A 14,768-nucleotide genomic window follows, 5' to 3' on the forward strand; every position below is an offset into this window, starting at 1 on the left:
CGCCAGCTCAGCCCGGGTTGAACATCTGCCGCACGCCCCGAAGCAGCTCGTTCACGCTGAACGGCTTGGGCAGCAACGACATGCCCTGCCCCAGGAACTCATTGCGGACGGCCGCACTCTCTGTGTAACCGGTGACGAACAGCACCGGCAAATGCGGGCGCAATACCCGTGCTGCGTCGGCAAGCTCACGGCCGTTCATGCCCGGCAGCCCCACATCGGACAGCAGCAGGTCCAGCTCGCGGTCCGAATGCAGTTCCAACAGGGCCTGCTGTGCATTGATGGCCTCAACGACCTGATAACCGGCCTCCACCAGCATCTCCCGGACCATCATGCGGACCGAATCGGTATCGTCCACCAGCAGAATCCGCTCGGCGCTGCCACGGGTCAGCTGTGCGGGTGCCAATGTGTCGTGGGCCGCAGACTGGAGCTGCCCCTCGGGCAGCAGCAGCTCGATCTCGGTGCCCTCGCCCCGTTCGCTGGCGATGCGCGCACTGCCGCCGGATTGGCGCGCGAACCCATAGGTCATCGACAGCCCCAGCCCGGTCCCCTCGCCCTGCGGCTTGGTGGTGAAGAAGGGCTCGAATACCTTGGTCAACAGCTCCGCGGGTATGCCGACGCCATTGTCGAGCACGGTCACGGTGATGTAGTGGCCAGGCGCAAGCTCATGGTCGCGCTCGATCTGGGCACGTCCGGCGCGGATGCGGATCAGCCCCTGGCCCGCCAGTGCATCGCGGGCGTTGATGACCAGGTTGAGGATCACGTTCTCGAACTGGTTCGGGTCGGCGACCGCGATCAGCGGTTCAACGCCCAGTTCCAGCTCGATTTCGATGTTCTCACCGATCGATCGCTGCAGCATGTCTTCCAGCGAGCGCACCCGCGCCACGACATCGAAGGTCTGCGGATCGAGCGGCTGTTTGCGGGCAAACGCCAGCATGCGCTGGGTCAGCGCGGCGGCACGGTGTGCCGAGCCCGTCGCGATCTCGACATAGCGCGAAGCCTTGTCCCATTTACCGCTGGAGGCGGCGATCTCGATCATGTCCAGCCCGGAGATGATCGTGGTCAGCAGGTTGTTGAAATCGTGCGCGATGCCGCCGGTGAGCTGGCCCAGCGCGTCCATCTTCTGCGCCTGCATCAACTCGATCTCGGTGCGCTCGCGCTCGGCGATCTGGAAGGCAAGCTCAGAGGTTGCGCTCTCCAGTTCCTGGCGCTGCTCGTTGGCACGCGCATGGTGTTCGGTGGTGTCTTCGATCAGCACCAGGCCCTGCCCTGCGGCCTGGTACGGGGTCACCCGCCACTCGGTCATGCGCACGGCACCGCCGACCCGAAGGCTGAAGGTTCCCTGCCACCGTTCGCCTTCGGCCAGCGCGACTTTCAACGCACTGAGCGGGACGACCTGATCCTGCAGCAGCTGATCGAGTTGACCTGGCCCTGCCTGCTGGCCCAGCAGACGGGTGAACGCATCGTTGGCATCGTGTGCGTTCAGTGACGCATCCAGTACCGCGATCGGGGCATTGATATGGCGGAAAATCTCGCGGAACCGCGCCTCGGTCTCGCGCAGCGCCTCTTCGGCCCGGCGGGCGCGAAGCAGGCTGCGCAGCGTGGCCAACAACACATCCGGATCGACCGGATGGATCAGATAGGCATCGGCGCCGGCGTTCAGGCCGGTGATCATGTCACCGGTGGCGATGGATGCGGCCGAGACGTGCACGACCGGAAGCAACTGCAGCCGCGCGTCCTCACGCAGCTGGCGCACCACATCGAAGCCGCTCATGTCCGGCAGGTTCACATCCAGCACCAGCGCGCCGAAATCATGTTCGGCCAGGCGTGTGAGTCCCTCACCGCCGGTGCCCGCTTCCTCGACATGGAACCCGTGGTGCTCAAGTACGCGGCGCACCGCGTAACGGGTCGCCACATTGTCATCCACCACCAGGATGCGATCAGGACTGGGCATGCGTGGCCTCCGTGGCCAGTGTCAGCGGCAGTACGACATAGAAGTCCGAGCCTTTGCCGATGTCACTCTCAACCCCGACATGCCCACCCAGCAGCTCGGCAAATCGCTTGCACAGGGACAAACCAAGGCCGGTTCCGCGCAGGCGCTTCTGCAGCGGTGTATCCACCTGCACGAAATCCTCGAACAGGGTCGACTGGAGTTCGGCGGGGATACCGATGCCGGTGTCGCGCACGCTGAAGCGCACGGCGCTCTCACCTTCCAGCCGGGTGGATACCACCACCTGGCCATTGGGCGTGAACTTCAATGCGTTGGAAATGAAGTTGCGCAGGATCTGCGCCAGCTTCTTGTCGTCGGTATAGAGCAGCGGCATGACCGGCGGGTCTTCGAATACCAGGTCCACCTGATTGCCCTCCACCAGCGGGCGGAACATGCCACGCAGCGCAGAGAACAGATCCATCAGGTCGAACCAGGCCGGCGAAATGGTGATCCGCCCCGCCTCGATCTTGGCCAGATCCAGCAGGTCGTCCACCATCTCGCGCAGTTCACTGGTCGAGGCGCTGATGAAGCGCACCTGCCGACGCTGCTCCTCGGTCAGCGGGCCATCCATGCCGTCCTCCAACAGGCGCGTCATGCTCAGGATCGAGCCCAGCGGCGTGCGGAACTCATGGCTCATGTACGACAGGAACCGGCTCTTCAGCTCGGACACCTCGCGCAGTTGCTCGGCCTGCTCGTCCAGCTCGGCATACAAGGCGAGCACCCCCTGATTGGTTTCATCCAACTCAGCGCGCAGCGCATCGGCTTCCAGACGCAGCCGTTGCAGCTCCTGATCATCGGGTGAAGCGCTCAATGCAGATCTCCAAGACGCAGGGCAACAATGCCGGCGTCATCCCGGCCACGATCGAAATCACGCTGCAGCACCGCCACGATCAATGCCGGGTGGCGGTGCAGCAGACCGGGGTAGTCACGCAGGCTCCAGCGCGCCTGCAGGCCATCACTATGCATGACCAGCAGCGTGCCTGCCGCGGCGTGAAAATGGAATGGTTGTGCCTTGCGGTACTGCACGCCCACGATACCCGGGTGTGAGGCCAACCCACGCGAACCGGTGGGCTCGCACAGGCTCGCGGCGATATTGCCGATACCGGCAAACTCCACCTGCAGGGTGGCCACGTCCACGCAGGCAACGGCTGCTGCACCGCCCCGGGTGCCGGACATGCCCGCGTGCAGGACGCCGATCAACGCGGCTGCGCCGCCCGCGGCCGTGTGCGCGACCGCCTCCACGCCGGCCCGCGACGCATCGGCGGCGGGCAGTCCATGGCCGAGGCCATCGATCACGGTCACCGCGACGGTCTGTCCGTCGGCGCGGATATGCCATGCATCGCCGCACGCCAGCTCGTGCCGCATCGGAATGCGCAGCGCGCCGTAGGCCACATCGATATCGCGTGGCGCGCGGCTGGCGTAGATCCGCGCCACCACCACCGCCCCCTTGGCATCGGACCAGGCATCCAGCACGGTGGCCTGGCGCTGGATCGCACCGAGCCCCAGCCCTTGGGTGCCCCCGGTCGAGTAGCCGTCTGGAAGACACTCGGCCAGGGAAAAGCCCGGACCGGTGTCCACGGTGCACAGCTCCACACCGTTGCCGCCGCGGCCACAGACCACGGACAGATACATGCGTCCGCCGCGCCCATGCTTGAGCACGTTGGTCGCCATCTCCGTGGCCACCAACGCCGCGCGGCCGGCGTCCATTTCGTCCAGGCCGACATGATCGGCCAGCGCCAGCGCTTCGCGCCGGGCCTGTCCGACCTGGGAGGTTTCTTCGACCAGCACGACCCGCGTTACCTGGCCGGCGAAGTTCAGCTCCATTTGGTGATCGTGATGCGGGTGCCCTGCCCCGGCGCACTCTCCAGTTCGAATTCATCCACCAGGCGGCGCGAACCGGACAACCCCAGGCCCATGCCCGAGCCGGATGACCAGCCATCGGTAAGGGCCTGCGCGACATCAGGGATGCCGGGCCCGTTGTCGGCGAAGACCAGCCGGACGCCTTTGCGCAGGCCTTTCTCCACGACCTCCCAATCCATGGTTCCGCCGCCGCCGTAGATCACGGCGTTGCGGGCCAGCTCGCTGGCGGCCGTGACCAGCTTGGTCTGGTCGATCAGACGCAGCTTGCAGGCCACGCAGATCTGGCGCGCGGCCTGGCGGGCCAGTACGACATCCTGCTCGATGCGGATCGGCAGCGAACCACTGGACGCACTCATGAGGCAGCTTCGTCTTCGTCGGTACGCTGCAGCAGCTTCATGCCCCGCTCCACATTGAGCGCGGTGCGCACGCCACTGAGGGTAAGGCCCAGCTCCACCAGCGTGATCGCCACGGCCGGCTGCATGCCCACCACGACCGTGGTGGCATCCATGATCCGGGCCAGCGACGAAATGGTGGCGATCATGCGGCCGATGAACGAATCGACGATATCCAGTGCGGAAATGTCGATCAGCACACCGCGCGCGGAGGTGCTGCGGATCTTCTCGGTGAGGTCGTCCTGCAGCGTCAGCGCGAGCTGATCATGCATGTCCACCTGGATCGTCACCAGCAGCAGATCGCCCATCTGCAGGATCGGGATGCGCTCCATTTCAGCGGGCGGTCCGGGTGACGGTCTGGCCGGTGCGCTTGAGCGCCAGCGCCAGTGCGTCGGCCAGATTGGCCTTGGTCACGATGCCCTGCAGGTCCAGCCCGAGGTGCACGATGGTCTGGGCGATCTGCGGTCGCACGCCGCTGATGATCGCATCGGCGCCCATCAGGCGGATGGCGGTGACGGTCTTCAGCAGATGCTGGGCCACCAGCGTATCCACGGTCGGCACGCCGGTGATATCGATGATGGCGATTTCAGAACCGGTATCCACGATGCGCTGCAGCAGCGACTCCATCACCACCTGGGTGCGCTGCGAATCCAGCGTGCCGATCATCGGCAGCGCCAGCACACCGTCCCACAGCTTCACCACGGGCGTGGACAGCTCGAGCATTTCTTCCTGCTGGCGCTGGATCACGTCTTCGCGGGTTTTCTGGAACACGCTGACCGTGTGCAGCCCCAGCTGATCGATCAGCTCGGAGATCGCCCACAGCTGGTCGCCCAGCTGCGCCGGGTCATTGGCATACCCCTGCTGGATCACGTCGAACAGCGGTCGCTTGAGCGAGAAGATGAAGCTCGCGGTCTCCGACGAGTTGAATCCCTTCAGCACGCGCTCGCGGGAAAGTTCTTCCAGGAAGCGGCGGATGTCCTGCCACTCCACGCGTGCAATCGAGCTGACGTCGGTGGCCGACACCGCATCGAGGAACAGGCGCCAGAATTCGCGGACCTGGCTGTCCAGCTCGCGGGACGACAGCCGGCCGTCCTGCGCCTGGCTGGAACCGGCCAGATTGCCGGCCCATGCGGCCAGCAGGGGCTCCTGATGGCTGCGGATGAGATCGATCGTGCGCTGCTGCAAAGCCGCCATGGAAAGGGTCCTGAAAGAAGGGATACACCGGGTGGGCTGGCGACCCATCACCGATATGAATGGGGGTCGCAATCTTCAAAGCTTAAATGACTTCAGGAAGATTGGGCATGACGGCAGATGCCGATGGCGTGAAGGTTCCGTGCACCTCCCTGACTCATTCAGATTGTTGCGATAGGCGGTGCGCGTAGCGCCCCTCCATGGGCAGCCCGCCATAACGCATCAGGCCGCCCTAAGGCGGCCTGATGGTGGAGCGGTCAGCGCAGCAGCGCGAACAGGAGCAGCAGCGGAATCGGAATGCCGAGCATCCACAGCAGAATGTACTTCATGGTGTTTCCTTTCTTTGGATGATCAGGTTCACAGGTCGCGGCGACGGCCGCCCCAGGTGGCACTCAGGCTGGCAATGAAGGCACCGATGAGCAGCGTGATGAACAGCCACAGCGCAGCGTAAGCGGTGGCCTTGCGGGCATCGTCCGCCGCCTGCTTGGCCTGCTGCTTGGCGTTGTCCAGGGCCGCACGCAGGCGGGTCTGCACATCGGTCACGCGGGCCTGGGCTTCGGCCTGACTCATGCCCGTCTGTGCCGCCACCAGCTGACCCAGGTACTGCGTATCGGCAGGGTCCATGGTGTCGGACTTGAGGCTGTTGACGATGATGCGGTTGACCTCGGTGCGCACCTCACGACTGTCCGGACGGCGGTCTGCACCCGGCATCGGGCGCGGCGGCGGCGGTGCGCCATTGACTGGCGGTGCCGACAGTGCCGCTGCATCGGCCGGGCCGGCCGGCGGCGCGGGCTGCGCCGCGGTCGGGTTGGCGCGGAACAGCGAATCCACCCAGTACTGCACGTCCCCCTGGTCACTGCCCATCGCGGCCGAGCCCGCACCCGCGGCGGCGATACCACCCGCAGTGGAGGCTGCCGCACCTGCGGTAGCACCAGCCACCTTGGCACCGGCACCGAGAATGCCGCCGATCGCAGAGGTCAGCAGCGCGGCCGTCAGCAGCGTGGCCACGGCCCACGACACGAAACCATGCGCGGTATCGCGGAAGTAGGTTTCATCGCCGTGTAGGTTGCTCCACTTCGTGCGCAGGCGACCGGCCAGATAGCCACCCAGACCGGAGGCTGCGATGGCGGTGAAGGTCAACCAGGCTATGCTGGACCAGCCAAACGTCTCGGCCGTCACGCCTTCAAACGACCACGGCGAGACGGACGACAGGCCCAGGCCCACGCCGAGAATCACCAGGATCAACGAAAGCGCGGCCGCAGCAATCGCACCGGCCAGGATCGCACCCCATGACACGGCGCTGTCGCGCGGAAGATCCACCACCGGCGGTGGGGTGACCACGGCCACGGTCGCCGCAGCGACGGGCTCGGGGTGGGCGTAATCGCCTCGGGTATTCATAGCGTATGGCACTCCTTTTCATGCGCTGCGGACGCAGCTCGCATCGGCAGGCTGCGCTTCAGCTCGTGAAATATGCGAGACGCTGAAAACAAGACGGTGTGGACACCAGGCCTGATCAGACCCGGCGACCGAGCAGCATGATCACACCGACCAGCCCACCCAGCGCACCGACAGCCGCCAGTTCGATGGACGGCTCACGCAGCCGCAATGCCATCACCATGCACAGCGCGCCCAATCCGATGATCACCGCGCCGATGGCGGCCGCACGCGCGGAGCCATAGAAGTGCGTGCGGCGGATCGGCTCGCTGACCGCTGGCTGCTGGCGTTGCCAGGTCGACAGCGCCTGGTCGAATTCGCGCAGCAAGCGATCACGGCTCTGCAGATCGGCCGCACTCACCATCAGTGTCGCCCGGCCCGGCCGCACCAGTTTCAGATAGTCATCGGTGCCCCAGCTGGACAGCTCATCGAAGGGCACCGCATCGCGCCGCGAGAACATCAAACCGTCGGGCAGGACCATCACTTCGTTGCGCGTCGGGAACCCCTGGAAGGCCAGCAGCGGTGGCAGCACCAGGCATAGCATCGCCACCAGGATGGCGACGCCCACCGGGCCGCGATTGAGCACGATGAACATGAAACTGCCCGCCGCCAACGCGAATGCGAGCGGCACTGCCAGCTGGTGCCAGCGGGTGTAGACCGAGACTTGGATACCTTCCCTTGGCGTCACGATGACCTCCCTCCTTTATCGGCCCGCGGCCGAACAGCTCAGGCCACCATGGTCTTCGATGTCGTGCACAGCGGCAAATCCGCTGATATCAAAACGGTTATCAGCCTGCCATCGTCGCGCCTGTGAATATGCTGATGAACATGCGTACCAAGCGGCGATGAACTTTTACGACATTCACGTGGCAATAATCCAGTCACGCCAGGGATGGCACGTGACCGGCCAGGGATGGCCTTTCAGCGGATGCAGTGGAACGGGGGCTGCATCGCCGGCGACTTGGCGCGTCCAAGGGGATTATCTGGAAGCACTCTCATGACACTGGCATTATCCGGTCGCGTTGTCGCGACCCTGTTCCTGGCCTCAAGCCTGTCCTTCGCCGCATCGGCGGCGACCAAGGCACCCTTTCCTGCCGAAGGCGTCTGGCGCGGCGAATTCACCATCGATGGCGACCCCATCCCCTTCAATTTCGAAGTGAAGGGCAAGCGCGCGCAGGACGCGACCTTCACCCTGCTCAACGGCACGCGCACGGACAAATTCAAGGTCACCCCGCGCGATGACGGGACGTTCTCGGTGAGGATGAACACCTACGACGCCGTCCTGGAAGGCAAGGTCTCCGAGGATGGCAAACACCTCGTGGGCCAGTACAAGGACCTGGTGCCCAGCCGCAACGGGGCGCGCAACCTGGCCTTCACCGCCGAACAGGGCGCGGCATGGCGCTTCGTCAAGCCCGGCCAGGACGAGGCGCCGGCGGCGGACCTCAGCGGCAAGTGGGCCGTGCAGACCATCGACAAGGCTGCCCGCCAGGACAAGCGCAACCAGGTGGCCCTGCTCAAGCAGGAAGGAAACCGCCTCTCGGGCGTGTTCATGACCGTCGTCGGCGATACCCGCGAGCTGGAAGGCACCGTACAGGGCAACCGCTTCTATCTGTCCGGCTTCAGCGGGCCGAGCCCGTTGCTGATCCGCGGCACGATCGATGAAGACGGCAACATCCAGGGCGCGTTCGGCAGCGGCATCTACAACGTGGTCAAGTTCGAGGCCGAGAAGAGCGACAAGGTGGAGCTGCCCGATCCGTACAAGCTCACCTTCCTCAAGGATGGCCAGGACCGCATAGATTTCAGCTTCCCCGATCTGCAGGGCAAGCAGGTCACGCTGCAGGACGACAAGTACCGCGGCAAGGTGGTGATCGTTGAAGTGATCGGCACCTGGTGCCCCAACTGCACCGACCAGACCTACTTCCTGGCGCCGTGGTTCAAGCAGAACCATCACCGTGGGGTGGAAGCGGTGGCCGTTGCCTTCGAGCAGGAAGACAACTTCGATTATTTCCAGAAGACCCTGACCACCTTCAAGGATTATTTCGACATCCGTTACGACATCGTGTTCGGTGGTATCGCCGACAAGAAAGTCGCCACCGAAAAACTGAAGGGGCTCAATTACATGGCCGCCTTCCCGACCACGATCATCATCGGCCGCGACGGCAAGGTCCGCGAGATCTATACCGGCTACACCGGCACGGTCACCGGTGAGTATCACCGGGATTACGTGACCCGCTTCAACAGCCTGCTTGACGGACTGATCGCCGAACCGGATCCGTACGCGGCCAGCGCCGCTGCTCCCGCCGCCCCGGCGACGACCGCATCACTGGCGGTCGCCCCGTAACCCGCTGCAGCGGCCAGCGCGTCTGGCCGTTGCTCACCCGCTCCTGCGCTGCCTGCCCGGCACGGCCTCTTCGTGATGCCGCGGGCGACTGCGCGCCACTGCCCAGAGAACTTCACATGCGTACTCCCCTGATACTCGCACTGCTTGCCCTTTCCAGCGCACCCGCCGTGGCGACCGCCGCGCCAGTGACCTATCAGCTCGACCCCACCCACACCGATGTGCTGTTCACCTGGAACCACAACGGTTTCTCCTTCCCGACCGGCCGCGCGGCGATCAGCAGCGGCACGCTCATCTACGATGCGGCCAAGCCCGCTGCGTCGCAGGTGCAGGTGGAGCTGCCACTGGCCGAGCTGGCCACCCACGTCCCGAAACTGGACGAGATCGTCAAGGGCGACAAGCTGTTCGATGTGGCCAAGCACCCGCAGGCCAGCTTCCGCAGTACCTCGGTGGTGTCGCAAGGCACCGGCCGCCTGAAAATCACCGGTGAGCTGACGCTGCATGGGGTGACCCGCCCGGTCGTGCTTGAGGCCACGCTCAACAAAGTGGGCGAACACCCGAGCCGCAAGGTGCCCACGATCGGCTTCAACGCCACGGCCGTCATCCGCCGCAGTGAGTTCGGCCTGACCGGGTTCCTGCCCAACATCGCCGACGAGGTGCAGCTGCGCATCACCACCGAGGGCCAGGGGGCGAAGGAGTGAGTCGCAGCCTTGCCCCGTGGGTTGCCGCGTTGCTGCTCATCCCGTTCGGCGCGGCCGCCGCCGATACCCCGAAGGTCGCACTCGATCCGCGCTTGGAAGCGCGCACCGACGGCACCCGTGAGCTGGTGATCGACGCCCGCATCGAACCCGGTTGGATTCTTTATGCCTCGGATTTCGAGCAACCGCAGATCGGCCCACGGGCAGCGCGGGTGACCCTGGCCGGTGGCGAACATGCGCAGGGACCGCTGCACTCGGTCGCGCCGCGCGAAGGGCACGGCCGCAGTTTCGCCGGCGAGTATCGCTACACCTACTTCAGTGAACGCGGTCAGCTGCGCCTGCCGGTCGCCGCCGGCACCGGACCGGTGAACGGCACCCTGCGTGCCCAGGTGTGCTTCGAGGAGAGTGGGCTGTGCGAGCTGGTCCAGCAGGAGATCGCCGCGCGTTGAGCGCGGCACCGCCATGTCCCGCCCTGTCCGCTCCCTTGCCCTGCTGGCCGCGCTGATCGGCGTGGCGGTACTGGCGCCGGTGTTCTCCGCCGATGCCCCGACCTACGACGGCGATCTCTCCGACAACCCACGCGCCCAGCTGGGCCGCCAGTTGTTCTTCGATCCCATCCTGTCGCGCGACCGTACGGTGTCGTGCGCCAGCTGCCACCAGCCTGCCCGCGCATTCGCCGATGACCGTGCGCTCAGCCTGGGCGTGGAAGGCCGTGTGGGCACCCGCAACACCCCCAGCGTGATGAACAGTGCCGGGCGCACCCGTTTCTTCTGGGATGGCCGCAGCGAAACCCTGGAAGAGCAGGCCCTGGCGCCGATCGCCAACCCGCTGGAAATGGACCTGCCGGTGGACCAGGCAGTGGCCCGGCTGCTTGCAGACCCGGCGTGGGTCGCGCGCTTCCAGGCGACCTACAACGCCGCACCCAGCCCGCGCACGCTGGGCCGGGCGCTGGGCGCCTACCAGAAGACCCTCAATACCGTGGACAGTCCCTACGACCGTTATGCACTCGGCCAGGAAGACGCGATCAGCGACGCGGCCAAGCGCGGCCGCCTGCTGTTCATCACCAAGGCCCAGTGCGTGAGCTGCCACGCCGGCGAGGATTTCACCTCGGACCGTTTCAAGAACATCGGCATCTACAACGGCCGCGAGTTCAATGACGAGGGCCGCGGCGGCATCACCGGCGATCCCACGCAGAAGGGCGAGTTCAAGGTGCCCGGCCTGCGCAACGTCGCACTGACCGCGCCGTACATGCACAACGGCATGTTCAAGACCCTGCGCGAGGTGATCGTGTACTACGACGACCCCGGCAAGGTGATCCCCGATTCGATCGGCCGCGATGCACAGCTGCGCGATCCGCTGCACCTGACCGAAGCGGAGATCGACGATATCGAACAGTTCCTGCACACCTTGACCGATGACCGCTTCGCGTCGCGTGCGACGTCTTCGATGGCCTCCCCTCCATGACCTCTCCTGCTTCGCATCTGCCGGCGCTGCTGGCCGGCGTACTGATGCTCGCGCTGCCCCTGGCATCGCACGCAGCCCCGCCAACACCCCACGCATCCGCCGGCCAGGCCGCGCCCGCCCTGCACTGGACCGATCTGGACGGCGCCCCGGCGGCGCTGGCGCAATGGCGCGGCCGCCCGGTGCTGCTCAACTACTGGGCCAGCTGGTGTGGGCCCTGCCTGAAGGAGCTGCCGGACCTGCAGCATTTCTCGCAGGCGCAGGCACCGCTGCCGAACGGCGTGCAGGTGGTCGGCATCGCACTGGACGACATCGAGGCTGCCAACGCCCTGCGCGACCAGCTTCAGCTCACCTATCGGCAACTGGTGGAGAGCGACGGCCCGCCCGGCAGCGCCGCCACGTTCGGCAACCGCATCGGGACACTGCCCTTCTCGGTGTTGATCGATGCGCAGGGCACGGTCCTGCAGGTCCACAACGGACCGCTGCATCCGGCCGATCTCGAGCGCTGGGCCGCTGCCGCGAGGGGGGCGCCGTGATCCACGCCCGGCACATCGCCGCCGCGGCCGAACGCTGTTGTCCGGGTGCGCTGCCTCACCGCGCCTGATCCGGCGCTACCGCCGTTGCCCGCCCGCCGCATGCCCCTGCGCATCGGCCTTTCTTCTCCCTGGGGATCCTCCATGCTGTCCACGCACCATCGCCTGCCGTTGGCCCTGGCCATCGTTTCCGCGCTCTCCCTGCCCCTTGCCGCCCACGCAGCGCCGGAGACGACTGCCAGTGCCATCACCGCTACCAGCACCGCCACGCTCGATACGGTCACCGTGACCGGCACCCGCGCCCAAGGCCGCACCGTGCGCGAAAGCGCGGCACCGATCGATGTGCTGTCGGCCGAAGACATCCGCGCGGCCAACGCGACCAGCCTGCTGGATGTGCTCAACACCACCGTGCCCAGCTTCAACCTGCCGCTGGAAACCGGCGATCTGAACAGCATGGTGCGCGCCGGACAGCTGCGTGGCCTCAACGCCAGCCACGTGCTGGTGCTGGTGGATGGCAAACGCCGCCACGCCACCGCACTGCTGGGCGCCGGTGGTTTCGGCGGCGCCGCACCGGCCGATCTCGCCCTGATCCCCACCGGTGCGATCGAGCGCATCGAAGTGCTGCGCGATGGCGCCTCGGCGATCTACGGCTCGGATGCCATCGCCGGGGTGATCAATATCGTCACCAACAAGGCGGCGCGTGGCGGCAACGTCTCCTACCGCGATGGCACCTACTTCGCCGGCGATGGCCGTTCGCGCGTGGTGCAGGCCGATGTCGGCTTCGGCATCGGCGATGGCGGCTATCTGCATCTGGCCGCACAGCTGGATGATCAGCACGCCACCGACTACACCAGCCCCGCACGCGATACCTTCCTGTATTACTTCCCGCGCAACGCGGCCGGCACGGCGATCCGGCCCGGTGGCAATCAGGCCAGCAACCCGACGCTACCCGCCGGTGCCACGCCGGATCCGCGCGAAGCCACCCGCGACAACAACGCCTGGCGCAACCGCGGCATCCGCGCGTTCCGCACCAAGACCGCCACCGCCAATGCCAGCCTGCCCCTGGCGGCGACGGTAGAGGCCTACGGGCTGCTGACGCTGGCCCAGCGCGATGCATGGGCACCGCAGAACTTCCGCCAGCCGCTTCGCAACGAAGTGGTGCGGGCCATCGATCCGGATGGCTTCGCACCCACCGAGCACATCGACGAGAACGATGCCGCGCTGACGCTGGGCGTCCGCGGCCAAGCCGGCGAGTGGGATTGGGACCTCAGCAGCGGCTACGGGCGCGATGCGATGGACATCAACCTGCACAACAGCATCAACCCCACTTATGGGCTGGACAGCCAGACCGACTTCTATATCGGCGACCTGCGCTACAGCGCCTGGACCCACAACCTGGATGTGCGCCGCCGGCTGCAGACCGCGTGGCTGGCCGCGCCACTGGAGCTCAGCGCGGGTGCGGAGTACCGCGACGAGCGCTACCGGATCGGCGCCGGCGACGTGCAGTCCTATACCCATGGCGGGCAGCGGGTGCTGGAGGGTCCGTATGCCGGCACCGTACTGGGCATCGGCCTGGGCGGCTCGCAGGCCCTGCCCGGCTACCGGCCGGAAGATGCGGTGGATGTCAGCCGCAACAGCGGCGCGGTGTACGTGGGTGTCGCTGCCGACCTGGGCGCACGCTGGCGGGTGGACCTGGCCGGCCGGCATGAGCGTTACTCGGATTTCGGCAGCGAGACCACCGGTCGCCTGTCCACCCGCTTTGCCCTGCATCCCCGGCTCGCCCTGCGCGGCACGATCAGCAACGGCTTCCAGGCCCCTTCGCTGGCTGCGCAGGCGTACCGCAACACCTCCAATGGCAATTTCTACACCGACCACATCCTGCAGGCCGGCTCGCCGCAGGCCATCGCGCTGGGCGCGCAGCCGTTGCGCCCGGAAACCTCGCGCAGCCTCAGCCTGGGCGTCGTGGCCGAGCCCTGGCCGGGCGCGTCGCTGACCGTGGATGCCTACCGCATCGATGTGGATGACCGCATCGCACTGTCCACCACCTTCCGCGAGGGGCTGTATCCCGGCTCCGGTGCGCTGGTCACCGCGGTGGGCCTCGGCGCGCAGGATGGGGTGCGCTACTTCATCAATGCCGCCGATACGCGCACCGAAGGTGTGGAGGCCACGCTCGAAGGCCGCTTCGATCTTGGTCGCGGCGGCGCCCTGCGCCGGACCCTGGCCAGCAGCCACACCCGCGCGGAGATCACCGGGCTGGCCCCCACACCCGCGGTGCTGGCCGCCTTCAATGTGCCGGTGTTCAGCACCGGATCGCAGAACGAGTTGCTTTACAAGGCGCCGAAGTCCCGGCAGGTGCTGGGCCTTGACTGGAGCTTGGGCCGCTACCGCGTCGGCCTGCGCCAGAGCCGCTACGGGGACATCCAACGCTATGGATCGCCGACCACGGTGGCCAGCAGTGGGCCTTATGCGGGCCAGGCCGAGATCGCCTACGACATCGGCGGCCTCTGGATCACCGATCTGCAACTGGGCGCCACCCTGCCCGGCGGCTGGGACGTGGCACTGAACGCCAACAACGTGTTCGACCGCAAGGTCACGAAACTGCCCGAGCCGCTGCTGGCGGCGAACGAGTACTACCGCTACGCCAATGGGGGTCCGATCGATGGCTCCGGTGGGCTCTGGTCAGCCACCCTCAGTTACCGCTGGGACTGATCCGCGCGCAGCGCAAGGAACACCGTCGCATCCTCACAAATCAGGACGATCGCCTATGCAAAAATAAGGGAACTGTGGCACACCGCGTCGCAGGTGACGGTGTGTGCTCCTGAAAGACCAGGTGCCGCCGTGCCCTTTGGGCGGTGTCCAGCACTGGTAAAGATC

14 protein-coding genes are annotated in these 14,768 nt (G+C 66.3%); 6 read left to right on the forward strand and 8 right to left on the reverse strand.

Annotated features, from left to right (window positions below; genetic code table 11):
* Window positions 1–7: 7 nt before the first annotated feature.
* The 8 genes from ACW6W5_RS09415 to ACW6W5_RS09450 form a co-directional block, all read right to left on the reverse strand.
* Window positions 8–1,951 carry a response regulator gene (locus ACW6W5_RS09415; RefSeq protein ID WP_152151209.1) on the reverse strand — a complete coding sequence of 648 codons (1,944 nt, stop codon included), beginning with the start codon at window positions 1,949–1,951 and terminating at the stop codon, window positions 8–10.
* A complete protein-coding gene (locus ACW6W5_RS09420) occupies window positions 1,938–2,798 on the reverse strand; it encodes a sensor histidine kinase (protein ID WP_121037414.1) in 861 nt (286 codons plus the stop codon). Before ACW6W5_RS09420 ends, ACW6W5_RS09415 begins: the two co-directional genes overlap by 14 nt.
* Window positions 2,795–3,811, reverse strand: coding sequence for an ATP-binding protein (locus ACW6W5_RS09425; RefSeq protein ID WP_152151207.1), 1,017 nt, complete (start codon window positions 3,809–3,811; stop codon window positions 2,795–2,797). Before ACW6W5_RS09425 ends, ACW6W5_RS09420 begins: the two co-directional genes overlap by 4 nt.
* Window positions 3,802–4,203: an anti-sigma regulatory factor gene (locus ACW6W5_RS09430; protein ID WP_121037420.1), complete on the reverse strand. Its 402-nt coding sequence runs from the start codon at window positions 4,201–4,203 to the stop codon at window positions 3,802–3,804. Before ACW6W5_RS09430 ends, ACW6W5_RS09425 begins: the two co-directional genes overlap by 10 nt.
* On the reverse strand, window positions 4,200–4,571 hold the full coding sequence (locus ACW6W5_RS09435; RefSeq protein ID WP_019184175.1) for an STAS domain-containing protein: 372 nt from the start codon (window positions 4,569–4,571) through the stop codon (window positions 4,200–4,202). Before ACW6W5_RS09435 ends, ACW6W5_RS09430 begins: the two co-directional genes overlap by 4 nt.
* A 1-nt stretch (window position 4,572) precedes the next feature.
* Window positions 4,573–5,433 (reverse strand): STAS domain-containing protein, encoded by an 861-nt coding sequence (locus tag ACW6W5_RS09440; RefSeq protein ID WP_121037423.1) that lies wholly within the window; start codon window positions 5,431–5,433, stop codon window positions 4,573–4,575.
* 354 nt (window positions 5,434–5,787) lie between these two features.
* Entirely contained in the window at window positions 5,788–6,828 is a 1,041-nt protein-coding gene (locus ACW6W5_RS09445) for a hypothetical protein (protein WP_121037426.1), read from the reverse strand.
* A gap of 115 nt (window positions 6,829–6,943) precedes the next feature.
* Window positions 6,944–7,552 carry a hypothetical protein gene (locus tag ACW6W5_RS09450; RefSeq protein ID WP_152151205.1) on the reverse strand — a complete coding sequence of 203 codons (609 nt, stop codon included), beginning with the start codon at window positions 7,550–7,552 and terminating at the stop codon, window positions 6,944–6,946.
* Between the two features lie 309 nt (window positions 7,553–7,861).
* On the opposite strand from ACW6W5_RS09450, the gene ACW6W5_RS09455 reads away from it, so the two are divergent.
* From ACW6W5_RS09455 to ACW6W5_RS09480, 6 genes are all read left to right on the forward strand, one after another.
* Window positions 7,862–9,205: a peroxiredoxin family protein gene (locus tag ACW6W5_RS09455; protein WP_152151203.1), complete on the forward strand. Its 1,344-nt coding sequence runs from the start codon at window positions 7,862–7,864 to the stop codon at window positions 9,203–9,205.
* A 116-nt stretch (window positions 9,206–9,321) separates the two neighbouring features.
* Window positions 9,322–9,903 carry a YceI family protein gene (locus tag ACW6W5_RS09460; protein ID WP_121037434.1) on the forward strand — a complete coding sequence of 194 codons (582 nt, stop codon included), beginning with the start codon at window positions 9,322–9,324 and terminating at the stop codon, window positions 9,901–9,903.
* On the forward strand, window positions 9,900–10,349 hold the full coding sequence (locus ACW6W5_RS09465) for a protein-disulfide reductase DsbD domain-containing protein (protein ID WP_152151201.1): 450 nt from the start codon (window positions 9,900–9,902) through the stop codon (window positions 10,347–10,349). The genes ACW6W5_RS09460 and ACW6W5_RS09465 overlap by 4 nt, the downstream gene beginning before the upstream one ends.
* A gap of 13 nt (window positions 10,350–10,362) precedes the next feature.
* Window positions 10,363–11,364: a cytochrome-c peroxidase gene (locus ACW6W5_RS09470; protein ID WP_121037440.1), complete on the forward strand. Its 1,002-nt coding sequence runs from the start codon at window positions 10,363–10,365 to the stop codon at window positions 11,362–11,364.
* Window positions 11,361–11,897 (forward strand): TlpA family protein disulfide reductase, encoded by a 537-nt coding sequence (locus ACW6W5_RS09475; RefSeq protein WP_152151199.1) that lies wholly within the window; start codon window positions 11,361–11,363, stop codon window positions 11,895–11,897. Before ACW6W5_RS09470 ends, ACW6W5_RS09475 begins: the two co-directional genes overlap by 4 nt.
* Window positions 11,898–12,038: 141 nt before the next feature.
* Window positions 12,039–14,603, forward strand: a complete 2,565-nt coding sequence (locus ACW6W5_RS09480) for a TonB-dependent receptor plug domain-containing protein (protein WP_152151197.1) — start codon at window positions 12,039–12,041, stop codon at window positions 14,601–14,603.
* Window positions 14,604–14,768 lie beyond the last annotated feature (165 nt).

It is taken from the genome of Stenotrophomonas sp. IS26 (assembly GCF_054188265.1).

Excerpts from the sequence above, each read along its gene's own strand:
- ACW6W5_RS09415 (WP_152151209.1), bottom strand. The coding sequence starts at position 1,951 with ATGCCCAGTCCTGATCGCATCCTGGTGGTGGATGACAATGTGGCGACC.
- ACW6W5_RS09425 (WP_152151207.1), bottom strand. The coding sequence starts at position 3,811 with ATGGAGCTGAACTTCGCCGGCCAGGTAACGCGGGTCGTGCTGGTCGAA.
- ACW6W5_RS09430 (WP_121037420.1), bottom strand. The coding sequence starts at position 4,203 with ATGAGTGCGTCCAGTGGTTCGCTGCCGATCCGCATCGAGCAGGATGTC.
- ACW6W5_RS09435 (WP_019184175.1), bottom strand. The coding sequence starts at position 4,571 with ATGGAGCGCATCCCGATCCTGCAGATGGGCGATCTGCTGCTGGTGACG.
- ACW6W5_RS09440 (WP_121037423.1), bottom strand. The coding sequence starts at position 5,433 with ATGGCGGCTTTGCAGCAGCGCACGATCGATCTCATCCGCAGCCATCAG.
- ACW6W5_RS09445 (WP_121037426.1), bottom strand. The coding sequence starts at position 6,828 with ATGAATACCCGAGGCGATTACGCCCACCCCGAGCCCGTCGCTGCGGCG.
- ACW6W5_RS09455 (WP_152151203.1), top strand. The coding sequence starts at position 7,862 with ATGACACTGGCATTATCCGGTCGCGTTGTCGCGACCCTGTTCCTGGCC.
- ACW6W5_RS09460 (WP_121037434.1), top strand. The coding sequence starts at position 9,322 with ATGCGTACTCCCCTGATACTCGCACTGCTTGCCCTTTCCAGCGCACCC.
- ACW6W5_RS09470 (WP_121037440.1), top strand. The coding sequence starts at position 10,363 with ATGTCCCGCCCTGTCCGCTCCCTTGCCCTGCTGGCCGCGCTGATCGGC.
- ACW6W5_RS09475 (WP_152151199.1), top strand. The coding sequence starts at position 11,361 with ATGACCTCTCCTGCTTCGCATCTGCCGGCGCTGCTGGCCGGCGTACTG.
- ACW6W5_RS09480 (WP_152151197.1), top strand. The coding sequence starts at position 12,039 with ATGCTGTCCACGCACCATCGCCTGCCGTTGGCCCTGGCCATCGTTTCC.